Below are 17961 nucleotides of genomic sequence, written 5' to 3'. Positions count from 1 at the left end.
AGGATATGATCCTTCAAAACTAAACAAAACGGAAAAGCGCACCCTATTTCAATGTATATATCCTTAGAAAGGAGGTGATCCAGCCGCACCTTCCGATACGGCTACCTTGTTACGACTTCACCCCAATCATTTGTCCCACCTTCGGCGGCTGGCTCCCGTAAGGGTTACCCCACCGACTTCGGGTGTTACAAACTCTCGTGGTGTGACGGGCGGTGTGTACAAGACCCGGGAACGTATTCACCGCGGCATGCTGATCCGCGATTACTAGCGATTCCGGCTTCATGCAGGCGAGTTGCAGCCTGCAATCCGAACTGAGAGTGGTTTTTTGGGATTCGCTCCACCTCGCGGTTTCGCTGCCCTTTGTACCACCCATTGTAGCACGTGTGTAGCCCAGGTCATAAGGGGCATGATGATTTGACGTCATCCCCACCTTCCTCCGACTTTTAGCCGGCAGTCACCTTAGAGTGCCCAACTGAATGCTGGCAACTAAGGTCAAGGGTTGCGCTCGTTGCGGGACTTAACCCAACATCTCACGACACGAGCTGACGACAACCATGCACCACCTGTCACCCTGTCCCCGAAAGGGGAACGCCCTATCTCTAGGGTTGTCAGGGGATGTCAAGACCTGGTAAGGTTCTTCGCGTTGCTTCGAATTAAACCACATGCTCCACCGCTTGTGCGGGTCCCCGTCAATTCCTTTGAGTTTCAGCCTTGCGGCCGTACTCCCCAGGCGGAGTGCTTAATGCGTTTGCTGCAGCACTAAAGGGTGGATACCCTCTAACACTTAGCACTCATCGTTTACGGCGTGGACTACCAGGGTATCTAATCCTGTTCGCTCCCCACGCTTTCGCGCCTCAGCGTCAGTTACAGGCCAGAGAGCCGCCTTCGCCACTGGTGTTCCTCCACATCTCTACGCATTTCACCGCTACACGTGGAATTCCGCTCCCCTCTCCTGCACTCAAGTTCCCCAGTTTCCAATGGCCGCTCGCGGTTGAGCCGCGAGATTTCACATCAGACTTAAGGAACCGCCTGCGCGCGCTTTACGCCCAATAATTCCGGACAACGCTTGCCACCTACGTATTACCGCGGCTGCTGGCACGTAGTTAGCCGTGGCTTCCTCGTCAGGTACCGTCAAGGTACCGCCCTGTTCGAACGGCACTTGTTCTTCCCTGACAACAGAGCTTTACGATCCGAAGACCTTCTTCGCTCACGCGGCGTTGCTCCGTCAGACTTTCGTCCATTGCGGAAGATTCCCTACTGCTGCCTCCCGTAGGAGTCTGGGCCGTGTCTCAGTCCCAGTGTGGCCGGTCACCCTCTCAGGTCGGCTACGCATCGTCGCCTTGGTGAGCCGTTACCTCACCAACTAGCTAATGCGCCGCGGGCCCATCCTGCAGTGACAGCTAAAAGCCGCCTTTCAACCGAAAACCATGCGGTTTTCGGTGTTATCCGGTATTAGCTCCGGTTTCCCGAAGTTATCCCAGTCTGCAGGGCAGGTTGCCCACGTGTTACTCACCCGTCCGCCGCTAACCTAAAGGAGCAAGCTCCCTTCGGTCCGCTCGACTTGCATGTATTAGGCACGCCGCCAGCGTTCGTCCTGAGCCAGGATCAAACTCTCCAAAAAAAGTTTGTCACCAAATGCTCTTGTCAGAATCAACAGGCACGCTTTTCGTTTTGTTCAGTTTTCAAAGATCATTTTCCGCTGTATTTTTACAGCGACTTTTTCAATATACAACTATTCAGAGCAAAATGTCAAGAGTTTTTTTTAAAAGTAATTTTTTATTCATGACTAATGTCTCATTGATCTTAACGACATTTGATATTCTATCACCATTAACCACTAATTGCAATATAAATTTTTATAAAAAAAGATTTATTTTTGATAGTCGTTAGACAAAAATTGATTTAGTAGACGAAAGCATACTCATTCAAATAATTATCTGTTAGAACATATTTTACCACAAACAAACGCATTGTTAAGCACCTCTTACTGTTTGTGATCCGCTAAAATTTCTATCTAACGAGCCAAAGGAAAATCGATGTCAAGCATTTGTCAGCATCACCGTTTTCATAAACACGATTTCACCGGATTGAAACATGACACTGTGAAGCAATTTATCGATCGAGACAATAGTTTCCTCAACTTAAAAAAAGACGCGATGCAGCCAAGTACAAATAAAAGCAGAATGCTGATGCAGCCATAGCATTTATTTTTTTGTATTAAAAATGGACAAGCATGAATATATAAAATTTAGAGAGACAAAAGCGGGAGGGATAAAAATGGATCTGGCTTTCTTAATTATTGCTTATTTTTTATCCATTTTCCATTTTGCATATGGATATAAAGAAGCTATAAGAATAAGCGAAGAAAACGGAAAAGTGAACGGTTGGTCCGTCATTTTTTCGTTTCCACTCGGATTTATATTTGCATTTTTTACAAACTTTTTTTATCACAAAATATATTTATAAATTCAATCAGTAGATTTATACAATCTTTACGGAAAAGCTTTTTCCTTCATCTTTTCATTGAAGACGAATATTATCACAAAAAACTCATTTTTTTATGAAGAAATAATAAAACCCTTGGTCAACAAGGGTTTTTTAAATGGAGCATAGGGGGCTCGAACCCCTGACCTTCGCGCTGCCAGCACGACGCTCTCCCAACTGAGCTAATGCCCCGTTTTTCATTTGTCACAGACAATATTATAGCGTGATGATTTTTCCAATACAAGTATAAATTTATACCCGAGTTCGACAGTTTTGAGGTCATTTTAGGCAAATGGAAATGACCAAAATGCTGTTATATCAAGGGTTTCGTAATGCGGATCCTAGGAAAAAACGCCGAATTTCATAGGCACACGATTTATTAATTTTTCCTTTTAAAAATAAATTTTATACGTTATAATATAGGCATGTACATACGACGAGTCACACGCAAAAACAAGGATGGAACAACCGTTGCTTATCTCCAGCTTGCTCACAATGAATGGGATCCAAAGGCCAAATATGCGAAAGCGAAGGTGATTTATTCATTCGGGCGCGAAGATGAAGTGGATCGCGCCGTCTTGGAACGTCTGGCCAAAAGCATTTCGCGATTCCTTTCTCCTGAGCAGGCTTGGGAAGTCGAAACGTTGACAGGAGAAGCTTCCGATGACTTTCAATTCCAGTCATGCAAACACCTCGGCGGCGTCTGGCTCTTGGATCAGCTCTGGAGACAACTGGGGTTGGGAGAGATTCTCCACTCCTTGTTTACCTCCCGACATCACCAGATTTCGCTGGAACGGCTGATTTTTGCCATGGTGGCGAATCGCGCCCTTCATCCGTCAAGCAAGTTGGCGATGGAGGAGTGGGTGGAGAAAGACGTGTATATCCCTCACCTTTCTCAAGCCGCCAGCCACCAGTTGTACCGGGCGATGGATGAACTGTTGGCCGTGCAGCCGGAATTGGAACGTCAAGTGTTCCATGCTGTGGCCGATTTATTGAATTTGGAAGTCGACTTGATTTACTTCGATACGACTTCGTCGTACTTCGAAGTGGATCCCTCTGAAACACCGGAAGGAGAATCGCTTCGAAAACAAGGATTCTCGAAAGACAAACGCCCAGACTTGGTTCAAATCGTCATTGGGCTGGCTGTCACCCGGGAAGGAATCCCGATTCGCGCTTGGGTATGGCCTGGCAATACGATGGACATGACGGTCATCAAACAGGTGAAACAAGACTTGATTGGCTGGAAGCTTGGACGTGTGATCAGCGTCATGGACCGCGGCTTTTCCTCTGAAGAGAATTTGCGAATCTTGCAACAGGCCGGCGGACACTACATTGTCGGCGAAAAAATGCGATCCGGCAAAGCCGCCGTCGAAGAGGCCTTAAGTCGTCGCGGACGTTATCATGAAGTGGACGAGAATTTGCACATCAAAGAAATCATCGTCGGCGACGGAGAAGCGCGTCAGCGCTATGTTCTCGTGTACAATCCCAGCGAAGCCGAACGCCAACGCAAGGAGCGAGAAAAGCTGCTTGAATCGCTGAAAGAGGAGTTAGAAGGGCTTCGCCAACTCCCAAACGAAGCCCATCATAAGGCGACCTGCCGGTTGCGTTCCCATTCGTCCTACGGAAAATACTTGCGCCAGTTGAAGGACGGAACCCTTCGCATCGACAAGCAAGCGGTTCGTGACGCGGAAAAGTACGACGGCAAATATCTCATCCGGACATCCGATGACACCTTGTCTGCCGAAGATGTCGCCATCGGGTATAAGCAGCTGGTGGATATTGAGCAGGCCTTCCGAACATTGAAGTCTACATTGGAATTGCGGCCTATGTATCATCGCTTGGAAGACCGCATTCGGGCGCATGTGCTGCTCAGTTGGCTTGCTCTCTTGTTAGTTCGGATCGTGGAGATTCGAACCTATGAATCGTGGCCGAACGTAAGGGACGAATGCGAACGTCTCATGCTTGGACATTTTTCTTCAAAAAACGGTGACCTTTATCAACGAACCGAACTGACGGCCAAACAGGCTCAATTCTTTGCGGCTCTAGGGCTGGAGCCTCCTCCGAAGATTCTAGGCATTCATCCTCGCACCTAGATACACGCCCAACGTATGCCCAAATGCCTCTCGTCCCTTTGGTATCAAGGGATGAGAGGCATTTTGTTTGCCTAGTGACTGTCGAACTCGGGTTATACAAATGACGAAATTTCATAAGAGGTTTTTCTCCTGTAAAAAAGTTGATGCGGTAACGCTCTTTTCAAAGATATATCAGAATTTACATGGACCAATTACTTATCAAAATCATACGATGGCTACAGAGGGGGGAACGATAAATGATTGCAATTCAAAATAGGCCTATTACAGCTAATGAATTAAAAGAATTTTTTTCAGATGCAAAAGATCGGGAAATTATTGATTGGATGGCAAACAGCCACAAAGTTTATCGCTATGAATCCTTAAATGAATTAAAGTTTGAAATTTTATTCAGGAGAAAAACGATCGAAGCTTCGCTCGACCTTTTAAAAAGCAAAGCGCAATTTGCGACATTTGAAAATTCATACTGTCATGATCGCTTCTGGCAGCTGAGCAGTAAAGGGGCGTTTTTGTTAAAAAAAGATGTGACTCCGGCAAAAGGAATAGAGGACATTTTTATAAATGGAAATAAATATGCATTTGAATGTGCAACAGCTATAGTCATTGTGTTCTATAAAGCTGCTCTTGATTCAATAGGGGAAAAAGCTTTTAATTATTTATTTGCAGATCTTGTTTTATATGACTGGCATTACGACAAAGACCTCGGAGTCCGAACGACCGTTACGACTGATTTTGTCCCAGGAGACTGCGTTTATTTCAACAACCCGGATTTTAACCCGGAAACACCACAGTGGCGGGGGGTAAATGCGATTCATCTCGGCAATAATCTGTATTACGGTCACGGAATCGGAATTCGTGATGCAAAAGGCGTCATCGAAACGTTAAATCGATATCGAAAAAGACAAGCGGTTGAATCGGCTTATTTAAAAGATCAAGTTACAAGACCGAATTACAAGTACCTATCAACTTATCAAAACTATATTCGTGAAAATAAAAATAAACGAATTTCGGCTAGAATCGGGCAAACTTTTTATACATTTTAACTAAAACCTATCCTTTTAAAATTTTTGCATAATATGTCCGTTTTCTAGGTCCGTCAAACTCGCAAAAATAAATGCCTTGCCATGTCCCAAGCAGCAAATTTCCTTCCAAGATGATAACGTGCTGGGATGCTCCGACAGTACTTGCTTTCATATGAGCAGCAGTATTCCCTTCAAAATGCCGGTCAAGCGGATTCTCCCATGGGTACAGCTCATCGAAACGGCGAATCATATCCCGCTTTACGTCAGGATCAGCATTTTCATTGATCGTAATGCCTGCTGTCGTGTGCGGACAGTATACCACAACTATCCCTTCTGAAACGGCTGATTCATGTACAAACTGTTGAATTGACATTGTAATGTCAATCATTTCATCACGCCGGCTCGTCTGTAATATAAATTTTTTTAACATGATAAACACCGCCTCTTAGCCTTGCGCTTTTTCTAAAATGACAAGGGGCCTATTATACGAATAAGCCCCTTTTCCAATTTTTATTCTTCTTGAGATTGGAAGAAAATCATCACGAATTTCAGAAGTTCAAATAGAGATATTAAAGCTGCCGCAACATACGTTAAAGCTGCTGCATTTAATACTTTATTGACTCCGTGCTCTTCTTCGTTTCGGATAAAGCCGTCGCTTACTAAAATAGCTTTTGCTCTAGAGCTCGCATTAAACTCAACAGGCAATGTGATCAACTGAAATGCAACTGCAGCGGAGAAAAAGATAATCCCAAGCCCTAACAAGTTTAAGCTTTGTAATAAAAACCCGGCAATAAGCAAAATCGGAGCAATTCCCGATGTAAGATTGACAACTGGAAACATTTTATGTCTTAACACAAGAGCACCATACCGTTCTTTATGTTGAATTGCGTGTCCGCACTCATGCGCCGCGACGGAGACGGCCGCAATCGAATTTCCGTAATAAACCGGCTCTGATAACCGCACAACCCGATGAATTGGATCGTAGTGGTCTGTCAGCTGCCCGTGAACAGGCTCGACTGGAACGTCATAAAGTCCGTTTTGATCCAAAATTCTCCGCGCAACTTCTGCCCCTGTTAAATGACTCGAAGCGATCACATCGGAATACTTAGCAAAATTCCCTTTCACACGGAATTGCGCCCAAATAGATATTCCGAAGGCAATGAACACCAGAATGTCCATCGGATGAAAAAGCATTTTGAAAAACCTCCCGTTCTATTTTTTATAGTTAACAATAATATAACAATTTTTGAAGGAATTTGTACAGAATTTTGTATCAATGTAAAAGAACTGACACATGTCTTTACTATTCTACGATGACATGAACCATTTCATTCAGCTTTACTGTAAAATCACCCCATAATTATGAATTCAGCTGTCCAACATATTCATACGCATTTGTATACGAAAAGTTTCATTTTCAAAAAAGAATTTGCACATACTAATACAGGGGTGTTGAGATGAAACTTAATAATGAAGAGAAAAAACAACTGAGTACCGCAATTGATAACATGAACGATGCGTTAGATGTATTTATCGAGCTGTACAATGAATCAGAAGAAGATGTAAGCATTATAGAATTTGAAGATCAAACCATCAAGGCGATTAAACGCGCGGTCGATGCATACGGAAAAGAGGCCGTTTCCAAAAAAATCAATACAATTATTACAGAAATTTTCTCTTTTCTTGCCGAAACGAAAGGAAGTAAATCATGAAATCGACAAAGCTTTGGATTCAATATTTAAGGTGGCCGGTTTTTATCCGAATGTCTGTTATTGTGTTAATGATTTTAATTTTGTTTGGCACGATGATTTCTTACATAGAACCGAAGGAGTTTCCTACACCTTTTGAAGGCATATGGTGGGCTCTTGTAACAATGTCTACAACCGGTTATGGCGATTTCGTTCCAAAAACTTTTTTGGGACGTACATTTGGAATGATACTAATTTTGACCGGAGTAGCATTTTTAACATCCTATTTTACGAATTTATCAGCTGCTGCTGTAAAAAGGCAAAATGCCTATATTGACGGGGAAATTCCTTTCAAAGGGAAAAACCATTTTTTATTAATTGGCTGGAATGAAAAAACAAAGGAGATTATTGAAACACTGCGTATTATAAAATTTTACTGCCCTATTGTTCTTATCGACCAAACATTATCTGAGGCACCTTATATTGATGAAAACATACACTTTATTAAAGGAAATCCTGCCGATGATCAAATTTTAAATAAAGCAAACATTAAAGAGGCAAAAGCTGTCTTCATAACAGCTGATCAACATAGAAACGAATTGGAAGCCGACATGCTCACGATTTTAGTATTAATTACGGTAAAAGCGTCAAATCCGTCCGTGTACACCATTTGCGAAATGATGACAAAAACACAAACATTGAATGCCAAACGGGCGGGAGCTGATGAGATTATTCAATCTTTCCAGGTGGTTGGTCAAGTCTTTTTAAATAGCTTCTTATTTCAGAATGGATTTTCGAATGTTATATTAGAACTCGGGAAAGCATACGGCGCCCGCTTAACAATTGAATCTCCAACAGACCAGGACATCGGGAAAAATTTTCAGCAATTACATAATGACCTGTTTTCCAATGGCATCATTCTTTTTGGCATCAAAAGAGGGGAAGAGATTTTTCTAAACCCTCCCCACAATTTTACAGTCGTTCAACACGATTGTTTAATAGCTTTAAAAAACTAATTTAATCTTCTTTCAAGCTCTTGAATTAGTGTCTCTCCTAATTGAACATAAGGCTCTAAAACATCGGCATCTTTTTCCGCCGGTTCGGAAAACTGATTAAAGGAGGCTTGGAAGTTTCCAATTGCCGCATGATCGTCAAGTCCCTCTTTATATTTGTGGGTTAAAATAAAAGGCCGGCCGAGTTTTACCGTTGCATTATGTGCATCCAATTGCCCGTCGACAGCACGAAACGGTATTCTTAAAAAGTGGTATCCGTCGTCATCATCCATCAGATAATCAAAATAACCGTGATCATAATCCCAATTCCCTCCAATTGTGTATCCTAACTGTTTTAATTCCAGTTCTAAATCGTATAAAGGATATTGTTTTCCTTCCAAAGATGAAGAAATTTCAATCATAACTTAAACACCTTCCTGCTCATTTTTTATTATGTTTACCCAATGGTGAAAAAGTAGTCATGAAAGATGCTCTTCAAGCTTTATGGAAAATGGCGATTTTTGCATTCGGCAAATATTCGAGCGAATTTTTCGTTTGATGGAAAGTCATTATTTTAAGTTAAAAAATTGGTTTTTTATTTCGAATTTTGCTCTAACTATGCGGATCCCTCTTTCCAATAATATTCTCCACGCTCTTACAGCGGACAGATAAAAGTTAAAGGGCTTCTGTTAATGGAAGGGATATAACGTGACAGTCAAAAATATTGCGATGAAGAGCAAATTGTGTATTTATTTTTCTAAATAAAGGAATAAAAGAGCAACATTGCATTCCAATTGTCGGAAGCGGGCAGCAGATAGACAAAAATAAAACAGCTGTAGCTAGAAATAGCTACAGCTGCTGCTTAATCAAATTCTGTCTGCTTGGCAAAGGAAAATTCAGCAACAAATTGCCGTTCTTTTTTACATGATTCCCTTTTATTTCAAGCGTTTTTCAAGCTCAGCTTTTTTCTCTTCAAAGCCCGGTTTGCCTAAAAGAGCGAACATGTTGATTTTGTATGCTTCTACGCCTGGCTGGTCAAACGGGTTAACGCCAAGTAAATAACCGCTCATTGCACAAGCTTTTTCAAAGAAATAAACGAGATATCCGAATGTATAAGCGTTTAATTCAGGAATGGAAACAATGAGGTTCGGTACGCCCCCGTCAGTATGAGCTAAGAGAGTCCCTTCAAATGCTTTTTTATTGACAAAATCAACAGATTTTCCGGCTAAATAATTTAATCCGTCTAGGTTGCTTTCATCTTCTTCAATCGTTATGTCATGCCGTACCTTCTCTACATGTAAGATCGTTTCAAATATGTCCCGGCGCCCTTCTTGCACATATTGTCCTAACGAATGCAGATCTGTCGAAAAGTTGGCTGAAGCAGGGAAAATACCTTTCAAATCTTTTCCTTCACTTTCCCCGAAAAGCTGCTTCCACCATTCCGCAAAATATTGAAGAGCCGGCTCATAATTGATGAGCATTTCAATTGTTTTCCCTTTATTATAAAGAATATTGCGCGCAACGGCATACTGGTAAGCTGGATTCTCCATTAGCTCGGAAGAAGAAAAATCTCTTCTTGCATCTTGAGCGCCCTTCATAATCTCTTCAATATCCACTCCGCTTACCGCAATCGGAAGAAGCCCGACAGCAGTTAGAACAGAATATCGTCCGCCGACATCATCCGGGATAATAAATGATTCATATCCTTCTTCATTTGCGAGTGTTTTGAGGGCTCCGCGCGCTTTATCTGTCGTAGCATAAATACGTTTTTTCGCTTCTTCTCTTCCATATTTATCCTCTAATAATTTGCGGAAAATTCGGAACGCTATCGCTGGTTCTGTCGTTGTTCCAGATTTAGAAATGACATTAATGGAAAAATCTTTTTCTTTTATAAAATCAATAACATCTTGGATATATGTAGAACTTATATTGTTTCCGACAAAAATAATTTGCGGCGCTTTTCTTTGGCTTTTTGAAAGAGCATTAAAAAATGAATGGTTCAACATTTCAATTGCAGCTCGAGCACCTAAATAAGAACCTCCGATTCCGATGACAAGCAATACATCAGAATCCGAACGGATTTTTTCGGCACATTGTTGAATCCGTGCAAATTCCTCCTTGTCATAATCTTGCGGCAAATCGATCCAGCCTAAAAAATCACTTCCTTGACCTGATTTTTCATGCAAGGAATGATGGGCAACCTTTACAAAATCTTGATAATATGTAAATTCTTGCTCACTAAAAAAAGATAAAGCTTTAGAGTAATCAAAACGTACATGTGCCATAAACCAATTCCTCCATCTCTAAAAATTTATCTGCCATGTCTTCCACTTTATCGAAAATATTTGTCGAAATCAAGAAAACAATAAACAGAACAGGCTCATTATTCCTGCTATCAGATGTATAAATTTTTCATTTTGATACAAGTTAATAAGGAAAAATTCAACTTAAAGGAGGTAGCAACATGAGCACTTTACAGCGGATTGCACTGCTTTTTACAATAATCGGAGCCCTGAACTGGGGTCTTATCGGATTTTTTCAATTTGATCTTGTGGCAGCTATTTTTGGCGGCCAAAATGCTGCTTTATCTAGAATCATTTATGGTATAGTCGGTATTGCCGGTCTCATTAATCTTGCTCTCTTATTTAAACCTGATGCAGAATTTGCCCGTAATGAGCCTAAGACGGAAACAAGATAAAGACAACAAGCATTTCAATGAGATCAAAATTCGGAGCTTAAAAATCGACATAATTTTCTGTAAAAAAACCTTCTATAATTTTTTTCTAAAATCGAACCGAAAAGTAGGGTTCAAATAAACCGGCATAATTGCCGGTTTTTTTTCATTAGCGCAGCTTGAAGGATTGCCACTTTTCGAACTTCTATAACCGAAATGACATTCGATAAATCTTTAAAAGAATGTCCGGGCAAAGTTCGATAGCAGTCTTTGTAACACGAATAAGTATTAAAAAGCAAATTCGTGTTCTACAATAACGTTTCCGTAAAATTCCGCCATGACCGTGATGCGTATGTCTTTATTTTTTTATAATATTTTCGTGTTTTGATTGTTCAATCCATTCCTGCAGCTTTTCACGCAATGTGTTAAAGCCTCTTGACGCTTCGTTTTCTGTTTTTTGTTTAGCAATTGGTTTTGATTTTTCTTCCACTGCCTTAATGGATAAGCTGATCTTTCCCGATTCATGATCAACAGAAAGAATTTTTACATTTACTTCATCGCCGATCTTTAAGTAATCCCGGACATCTTTTACATATCCGTGGGCAATTTCCGAAATATGCACTAGACCTTGCGTTTCTTCATCCAATGCTACAAATGCACCGTACGGCTGGATTCCTGTCACTTTACCAACTAAAACAGCCCCGATAGGATATTGATTAGCCATTTAAACACTCCTAATTCATAATTTCTGCTTAAAACGAATATGCGGTGATCAATTATAACACAATGTACTCATTTGAGCAAAAATAAATAAAAAAACCTGGCCTCATATTAGGCCAGGCAATAAAAACATTATAAAGATTGTACAAATCGTTTGATCCTTTTCATCGCTTCTTGAAGCTGCTCCATAGATGATGCGTATGAACAACGAATATATCCTTCGCCGCTTTGGCCAAAAACATTGCCGGGGACTACTGCTACTTTTTCTTCTAAAAGCAGTCTCTCCGCAAATTCCTCGGAAGACAATCCGGTGCTTTTAATGCTTGGAAAAGCATAAAAGGCACCGCCCGGCATATGGCAAAATAAACCGGCTTCATTTAACGACTGAACAATGTAGTTTCTTCTTCTTTGATAGCTTTTCCGCATATATAAAACATCTTCATCATTTTCCAATGCTTCTAATGCAGCGTATTGGGCCATTGTCGGCGCGCACATGATCGAATATTGATGAACCTTCAACATTGCACGCGCAAAAACTCGGTCAGCAGCTATATACCCAAGCCGCCACCCTGTCATGGCAAAGCCTTTAGAAAAGCCGGAAATAAGAATTGTCCGTTCCTTCATACCTTCAATACTCGGCATGCTTACATATTCATCTTCATAACAGAGCTCAGCATAAATCTCATCAGCCACTACCAGCAAGTCATATCGCTTAGCAATTTGTGCAACTGCTTCCAGCTCTTTCTTCGATAAAACCGTTCCTGTCGGGTTGTTTGGCGTACAAATCATAATGGCTTTTGTCTTACTTGTAATATATTTTTCCAAAATTTCCGGATTGACTTTAAATTCTTCTTCTCCAAAGGTAGATACGCTGACAGGCTTCCCTCCCGCGAGAGTGACCAGAGGCGCATATGAAACAAAGCAAGGTTCTATTATTAATACTTCATCCCCGCTATTAATAATAGACCGGAAAGCTATATCGATCGCTTGACTCGCACCAACTGTTACAATAATTTCTTCAGCCGGATCGTACTGTAAATCAAAACGTTTGAACAAATACTCGCTGATTTTTTCGCGAAGCTCATACAATCCAGCGTTTGCTGTATAAGACGTAAATCCTTGTTCCAAGGAAAGAATGCAGGCTTCGCGTACATTCCATGGAGTGACAAAATCAGGCTCTCCTACACCAAGTGAAATAACGCCTTCCATATTGGCAGCCAGGTCAAAAAACTTGCGGATGCCTGATGGCTTCATATTTATGACAGTTTCTGATAAATATGAATTTAACGTCTTCATTTTCATGGTGACACCACGATTCTTTTATCTTTATCTTCGTGATCAAAAATGATTCCGTCATGTTTATATTTTTTCAAAATAAAATGTGTTGTTGTAGATAAAACGGATTCAAGCGTTGACAGCTTCTCCGATACAAAACGGGCTATATCATTCATTGTTTTTCCTTCAATCACGACAGAAAGATCATAAGCGCCTGACATTAAATAAACCGATTTAACCTCGTTAAATCGATAAATGCGTTCAGCAATTTCATCAAACCCTACGCCTCTTTTTGGAGCCACCTTTACATCGATCATGGCTGTTACGCCTTCATGTCCGTCTACCTTTTTCCAATCAATGGTTGTCGCATAATTCACGATGATTTTTTTCTCTTCTAAACCTGAAATCAATTTCTTTGTCTCTTCCTCAGAAAGTCCAATCATTTTCGCAATTGTTTCAGGTGTTAATCGGCTGTCTTCCTCCAAAATTTCTAAAATTTCTGTTTCCTTTTCAGTCAATTTCATTTTTGTAAATCCCCCTAAAATGGAATCTTCAGATAATTATATCACGTTCCAGAATTTTTACATCACTATGCCAGAAAATTTTTTAAATTGATGGATAAACTAACGGTACAAAATTACTGAAAGGAGAAATAAGCATTGCTAAAGGAAATCCATCACAAGATGAAAATATTAGGAACAAATATATATTACGAATATTATCATCATCCACAACAAACAGATACGATAGTGCTGATTCATGGATTTTTATCCTCCACCTTCAGCTACAGAAAATTAATCCCTTTATTAAAAAAGCACTTTTCCATTATAGCCATTGATCTTCCCCCATTTGGGAAATCCGAAAAAGCAACGAAGTTTTTCTATTCCTATCACAACATGGCAAAAGCGGTTATAGAGCTTTTAGAACGTCTGCAAATCAAACAGGCTGTAATTGTCGGCCATTCCATGGGCGGACAAATTTCTTTATATGCAGCTAAGCAAAAACCTGATTTGTTTAAAAAAATTGTGCTCATTTGCAGCTCTGGTTATATGCAAAAGATGCCTTCCTCTCTCATATTTTGTTCATATCTCCCGTATTTTTACCTTTACGTTAAAAGACAATTTATCAGGCAAGGCGTATGGAAAAGCTTATGCAGTGTCGTGCACGACCAATCGCTCATTAACGAAGACATGATATACGGATATAGCGAACCGTTTTATGACGATAAAATTTTCAGAGCATTGACCCGAATGATTCGTGAACGTGAAGGAGATCTTTCCTCACAAGACTTAAAAACGATTGAAATTCCATGCTTATTAGTATGGGGGGAAGAAGATAAAATCGTTCCAATCGAAGTCGGATACCAGCTTCAGAAAGATTTGCCCATCTCTCGTTTTGTCTCCTTCAAACAAACAGGCCATTTAGTGCCTGAAGAGCGGCCATATCATGTTAGTAATCACATTTTTGATTTTTGTTTCGGCTAAATAGGTAAGTGTTTTTACAATAATTGGCATGACGCATTTTTTTTAATCGCCAATAGTTTTTTGGCGATTTTTTCACATTCCTTTAAAGGTATAACCTCTTCAAAAGAGAATTCGTAAATTGACTGAATCTTCCTAGCCAACTGTAAAGGGTGATCAATTGTATGAACGGCTTGAATGCAATCAACTATTTCCAGTTCGTAAGCATCATTGCCCAGTTGGAGCGGATCCCATTCACTTAACAGTTCAATCATAAATAAATTTGCCTCTTTTTGTTCCATATCGCTTCCCCCAAATTGGTACAAAATGTTTGCAATTGTATTTTAGCACATATACATTGGTATTGAGGTGAGAAGATGAGTGATTTTGATCAAGTAATAAAAAGAAAAGGAACACAATCTTACAAATGGGATTTCACAAAAGAATTGTTCGGACATGAAGATGTTTTGCCAATGTGGGTAGCTGATATGGATTTCAAATCTCCCGATGCGGTCATAGCGGCTTTGAAAGAACGAGTCGAACACGGTGTGTACGGCTATACTGGCGTCGCCTCCAAAACAAAAAAATCGGTTCAAAATTGGCTAAAAACAAGACATGGATGGGAAATTTCAGCCGATTCACTTGATTTTTGTTCAGGCGTAGTGGAAGCAATGAGCATAGCCATCCAAGCATTAACGGAAGAGGGGGATCGGATTGTGATTCAGCCCCCGGTATACAAGCCTTTTTTTGACATGGTGAAGTATAATAAACGCATTGTTGTGGAGAATGAATTAGTTTTAAAAGACGGGCGTTATTCTATCGATTTTGAAGATTTGGCGGAAAAGCTGGCAGATCCATCCGTCAAAATGCTGATTCTTTGCAACCCGCAAAACCCGAGCGGAAGAGTATGGACAAAAGAGGAGCTTGCAAAAATCGGCGAATTGTGCTTAGAAAACGGCGTGTTTGTTTTTTCAGATGAAATTCATTCAGATATTTTGCTGTTCGGCAATAAGCACACTCCTTTTGCTTCCATCAGTGAATCATTTGCTCAAAATTCCATTACAGCTATTGCGCCAAGCAAAACATTTAATCTTGCCGGCCTTCAAGCTTCGGCAGTGATCATTCCTGATAGGAAAATATTAGGTAAATTTAAACAAGTGAAAAGAAAGCAGGGGCATTTTTCTTTAAATATTTTTGGCATTACGGCAATGGAAGCAGCCTACAATAACGGACATGAATGGCTGGATTCACTTCTCCTTTACCTTGAAGAAAACGTAAAACTTGTCGAACAATATATTGGGGAGCATTTAAAAAGTATAAACGTAATCCATCCTGATTCTACGTATTTAATTTGGCTTGATTGCCGTTCATTAAATATGACTGAACAACAATTAAAAAAACAGCTGCTTGAAAAAGGAAAATTAGCATTGGAACTGGGCAGTAAATACGGCAAGGCTGGAGAAGGTTTTGTGCGGATGAATATCGGCTGTCCGCGGCAGATGGTCCTAGATGGATTAAAGAGACTAAAAACGGCTCTTTCTTAACATTCGTTGGGAGGCATCGCCTCCCGGTTTCAGCTTCTTTTTTTCTCATTTTCTGAAAGCTTTTTCAGCAGCTCATTCGCTTTTTCTTCTTCCTTGCGGGATATTTTTTTAAAAAAAATGATCGCAACTACAGCTAAAATGATAAACGGAACCATTTGCAAAAAACCATATAAATATTCAATTTTATTTTCCGGAAAATATAGAATAAAATTTAGAAGCCATTCCATGATCATCACGACCTTTCAAATCCATTCTATCTTTTACTATAGCAAAATTTTGCTTTATCATGCCATCTGCTCTGAAAATAAAAGTGTACAATAGGTGAAAACATTACAATTGCTGGAGGGGAAAACTTTGGACATAAAAGTCGGGGATATCGTTACAGGCATTTATAAAACCGGTAAATATATCGGGGAAGTTACCGAAATTCGGGAGAATCATTATTTAGTAAGAGTAAAAGCGGTTTTAAAACATCCGATGCAAGGGGATTTGCACCAGCCGAAACAAGCTGATGTTCCGTTCTTTCATGAACGCAAAGCACTTTCCTTCAATGAACAAGCAAATATTCCAAAAAAAATGGTTCACCATTATAACGGGGAAATTCCTGATTACGAAACTTCTCTGAAAGAAGCTTCCGCTGCTTTAAAGAAGGAGCTTGAGGAAGATGGAAGCGATTGGGCATTGCGTTCTCTTGAAAACTTGAATCGATTAGAGAGAGAATATTTTAAAGCATTATGAAAAGGCCACTACAAATTGCAGCTGGCCTTTTCATGTCGCTTGCTTTTGCCATAATTTTGTTAAATCTATTCGTTCACCAATTGTCAACGGCTTTGGTTTCAAAAGATATTGCTTATCTTTTTCAATCAGCTTAAAAATATTAAAAGTTGTTAACGCATCGTCAAGTGCACGATGATGCTTGCCGATTCCTTTTTTGCCGTATTCCTCCACAGCTTTCCACAATCCTGTTTGATTGCGGTCGCCAAAAAATTTTTTATATTCCATTGATAAATCGATCTCCGTACCTGCTATTGGAAATGGCAGTCCATGCTCTTTGCAATTATGGCGAAGAACTTTCATGTCCATGTTGCCCCATGTCACGATCATTGTTTCTTCCCCAAAAGAAAGCTTGCGAAGAAGATGAACCAATTCGGAAAACGATAGACCGTTATCAACTTGTTCTTGGGTAATTTCCAAAAAACGCTTACATCGTTCTGTTAATTTTGGAAAAAATCTAGGTTTTACAAATGTGGAAAACGTCTCTTTAATTTTTCCCCTTTCTACCTTTACGACACCCGCTTCGATAATTTCCGGAAAAAAGCCTTCCGGATTCATTTTGTTCTCAGCCATTGTAAATTCAAAATCAATAAATAACTGCTTCTTGGCCTCCACGTTATCCTCCCCCCTTATGAATCACTGCTCCGAAAACACCGTTACTTCATTATATCATTTAACAAGAATAAATATCTTCCATTTCGGAAAATAAAAAATTTTTTATGAATTTTTTATTATAAAATAGAAGAAAGGAGTGAATATCGATGAAGACAAAAAAAATCATTCTTTTCGACGGCATGTGCAATTTTTGCGATTCGACCGTAAATTTCATCATTTCGCACGATCCAGATGAAATTTTTATATTCGCACCGCTGCAATCAAGCAAGGGAAAGGAATTATTACAGCAATTCGGCCTTTCGACTGAATCTTTTGACTCGCTCGTATTATCGGATGGGAATCGCTATTATACAAAATCCACTGCTGCTTTACATATCGCCAAACACTTAAGCGGGCTTTTGAAAATATTTTACGGATTCATCATCATCCCGAAACCAATTCGCGATTTTTTTTATCAGATCATTGCTAAAAACCGATATAAATGGTTCGGTCAAAAAAACAAATGCATCCTTCCTAGTGAAAACATAAAAAAACGTTTTTTACAATAATCCGAGGAAATTTTAAAACTTCCTGTTCATCTCATAAATTTTTCTTCCTGTAAATAAAGAAAAAAACTGGGCAAT

20 protein-coding genes, 1 tRNA gene and 1 rRNA gene are annotated in these 17961 nt (G+C 40.1%); 10 read left to right on the top strand and 12 right to left on the bottom strand.

The window, feature by feature from the left end:
- Window positions 1-67: 67 nt before the first annotated feature.
- Window positions 68-1621 (bottom strand): 16S ribosomal RNA (locus NSU19_RS04845).
- 656 nt (window positions 1622-2277) lie between these two features.
- On the opposite strand from NSU19_RS04845, the gene NSU19_RS04840 reads away from it, so the two are divergent.
- A complete protein-coding gene (locus NSU19_RS04840; protein WP_063387041.1) occupies window positions 2278-2466 on the top strand; it encodes a hypothetical protein in 189 nt (62 codons plus the stop codon).
- 137 nt (window positions 2467-2603) lie between these two features.
- Here NSU19_RS04840 and NSU19_RS04835 read toward each other — a convergent pair.
- Window positions 2604-2676, bottom strand: a tRNA-Ala gene (locus NSU19_RS04835).
- Between the two features lie 233 nt (window positions 2677-2909).
- On the opposite strand from NSU19_RS04835, the gene NSU19_RS04830 reads away from it, so the two are divergent.
- The gene (locus tag NSU19_RS04830; RefSeq protein WP_044899596.1) at window positions 2910-4577 is read left to right on the top strand and encodes an IS1634 family transposase; all 1668 of its coding nucleotides are present in this window, start codon (window positions 2910-2912) and stop codon (window positions 4575-4577) included.
- Window positions 4578-4813: 236 nt separating this feature from the next.
- A complete protein-coding gene (locus tag NSU19_RS04825) occupies window positions 4814-5617 on the top strand; it encodes a protein-glutamine gamma-glutamyltransferase (RefSeq protein ID WP_063387042.1) in 804 nt (267 codons plus the stop codon).
- Between the two features lie 7 nt (window positions 5618-5624).
- Here the strand turns inward: NSU19_RS04825 and NSU19_RS04820 are convergent, their stop codons facing one another.
- Together NSU19_RS04820 and NSU19_RS04815 are read right to left on the bottom strand one after the other, a co-directional pair.
- Window positions 5625-6026, bottom strand: a complete 402-nt coding sequence (locus NSU19_RS04820; protein WP_063387043.1) for a secondary thiamine-phosphate synthase enzyme YjbQ — start codon at window positions 6024-6026, stop codon at window positions 5625-5627.
- A gap of 80 nt (window positions 6027-6106) precedes the next feature.
- Entirely contained in the window at window positions 6107-6790 is a 684-nt protein-coding gene (locus tag NSU19_RS04815; protein WP_063387044.1) for a zinc metallopeptidase, read from the bottom strand.
- Window positions 6791-7053: 263 nt separating this feature from the next.
- Here NSU19_RS04815 and NSU19_RS04810 point away from each other — a divergent pair, with 263 nt between their 5' ends.
- Both NSU19_RS04810 and NSU19_RS04805 read left to right on the top strand, forming a co-directional pair.
- Entirely contained in the window at window positions 7054-7308 is a 255-nt protein-coding gene (locus NSU19_RS04810; protein ID WP_063387045.1) for a hypothetical protein, read from the top strand.
- Window positions 7305-8300 (top strand): potassium channel family protein, encoded by a 996-nt coding sequence (locus NSU19_RS04805; protein ID WP_066249275.1) that lies wholly within the window; start codon window positions 7305-7307, stop codon window positions 8298-8300. The genes NSU19_RS04810 and NSU19_RS04805 overlap by 4 nt, the downstream gene beginning before the upstream one ends.
- Here NSU19_RS04805 and NSU19_RS04800 read toward each other — a convergent pair.
- Window positions 8297-8698 (bottom strand): YugN-like family protein, encoded by a 402-nt coding sequence (locus NSU19_RS04800; protein ID WP_339199028.1) that lies wholly within the window; start codon window positions 8696-8698, stop codon window positions 8297-8299. The genes NSU19_RS04805 and NSU19_RS04800 overlap by 4 nt on opposite strands.
- Before the next feature lie 513 nt (window positions 8699-9211).
- A complete protein-coding gene (locus NSU19_RS04795) occupies window positions 9212-10561 on the bottom strand; it encodes a glucose-6-phosphate isomerase (protein WP_063387048.1) in 1350 nt (449 codons plus the stop codon).
- A gap of 179 nt (window positions 10562-10740) precedes the next feature.
- Between NSU19_RS04795 and NSU19_RS04790 the strand changes: the two genes are divergently transcribed.
- On the top strand, window positions 10741-10974 hold the full coding sequence (locus NSU19_RS04790; protein WP_063387049.1) for a DUF378 domain-containing protein: 234 nt from the start codon (window positions 10741-10743) through the stop codon (window positions 10972-10974).
- Between the two features lie 334 nt (window positions 10975-11308).
- Here the strand turns inward: NSU19_RS04790 and yugI are convergent, their stop codons facing one another.
- From yugI to NSU19_RS04775, 3 genes are all read right to left on the bottom strand, one after another.
- The gene (yugI, locus tag NSU19_RS04785; RefSeq protein WP_063387050.1) at window positions 11309-11674 is read right to left on the bottom strand and encodes a S1 domain-containing post-transcriptional regulator GSP13; all 366 of its coding nucleotides are present in this window, start codon (window positions 11672-11674) and stop codon (window positions 11309-11311) included.
- A gap of 128 nt (window positions 11675-11802) precedes the next feature.
- Window positions 11803-12972 (bottom strand): aminotransferase, encoded by a 1170-nt coding sequence (locus tag NSU19_RS04780; protein ID WP_186439307.1) that lies wholly within the window; start codon window positions 12970-12972, stop codon window positions 11803-11805.
- Window positions 12969-13469 (bottom strand): Lrp/AsnC family transcriptional regulator, encoded by a 501-nt coding sequence (locus NSU19_RS04775; protein WP_063387051.1) that lies wholly within the window; start codon window positions 13467-13469, stop codon window positions 12969-12971. The genes NSU19_RS04780 and NSU19_RS04775 overlap by 4 nt, the downstream gene beginning before the upstream one ends.
- Window positions 13470-13628: 159 nt before the next feature.
- Here NSU19_RS04775 and NSU19_RS04770 point away from each other — a divergent pair, with 159 nt between their 5' ends.
- Window positions 13629-14429, top strand: a complete 801-nt coding sequence (locus NSU19_RS04770; RefSeq protein WP_063387100.1) for an alpha/beta hydrolase — start codon at window positions 13629-13631, stop codon at window positions 14427-14429.
- A gap of 14 nt (window positions 14430-14443) precedes the next feature.
- Here NSU19_RS04770 and NSU19_RS04765 read toward each other — a convergent pair whose 3' ends face one another.
- A complete protein-coding gene (locus NSU19_RS04765; RefSeq protein ID WP_063387052.1) occupies window positions 14444-14707 on the bottom strand; it encodes a DUF1871 family protein in 264 nt (87 codons plus the stop codon).
- A 75-nt stretch (window positions 14708-14782) separates the two neighbouring features.
- Between NSU19_RS04765 and NSU19_RS04760 the strand changes: the two genes are divergently transcribed.
- Window positions 14783-15949, top strand: a complete 1167-nt coding sequence (locus NSU19_RS04760; protein WP_063387053.1) for a MalY/PatB family protein — start codon at window positions 14783-14785, stop codon at window positions 15947-15949.
- A gap of 29 nt (window positions 15950-15978) precedes the next feature.
- Here NSU19_RS04760 and NSU19_RS04755 read toward each other — a convergent pair whose 3' ends face one another.
- A complete protein-coding gene (locus NSU19_RS04755) occupies window positions 15979-16176 on the bottom strand; it encodes a hypothetical protein (protein WP_063387054.1) in 198 nt (65 codons plus the stop codon).
- Between the two features lie 127 nt (window positions 16177-16303).
- On the opposite strand from NSU19_RS04755, the gene NSU19_RS04750 reads away from it, so the two are divergent.
- Window positions 16304-16687 carry a kinase-associated lipoprotein B gene (locus NSU19_RS04750; protein ID WP_063387055.1) on the top strand — a complete coding sequence of 128 codons (384 nt, stop codon included), beginning with the start codon at window positions 16304-16306 and terminating at the stop codon, window positions 16685-16687.
- A 30-nt stretch (window positions 16688-16717) separates the two neighbouring features.
- Here the strand turns inward: NSU19_RS04750 and kapD are convergent, their stop codons facing one another.
- Entirely contained in the window at window positions 16718-17338 is a 621-nt protein-coding gene (gene kapD, locus NSU19_RS04745; protein WP_063387101.1) for a 3'-5' exonuclease KapD, read from the bottom strand.
- Between the two features lie 146 nt (window positions 17339-17484).
- On the opposite strand from kapD, the gene NSU19_RS04740 reads away from it, so the two are divergent.
- Complete coding sequence (locus NSU19_RS04740; protein WP_339199025.1) at window positions 17485-17886, top strand: thiol-disulfide oxidoreductase DCC family protein; 402 nt, start codon at window positions 17485-17487, stop codon at window positions 17884-17886.
- The last annotated feature ends 75 nt before the right edge of the window (window positions 17887-17961 follow it).

Source organism: Aeribacillus sp. FSL k6-2211, assembly GCF_037966125.1.
GTDB classification, from domain to species: Bacteria; Bacillota; Bacilli; order Bacillales; family Aeribacillaceae; genus Aeribacillus; species Aeribacillus composti.
This window is presented reverse-complemented; position numbering and strand designations above follow the sequence as displayed.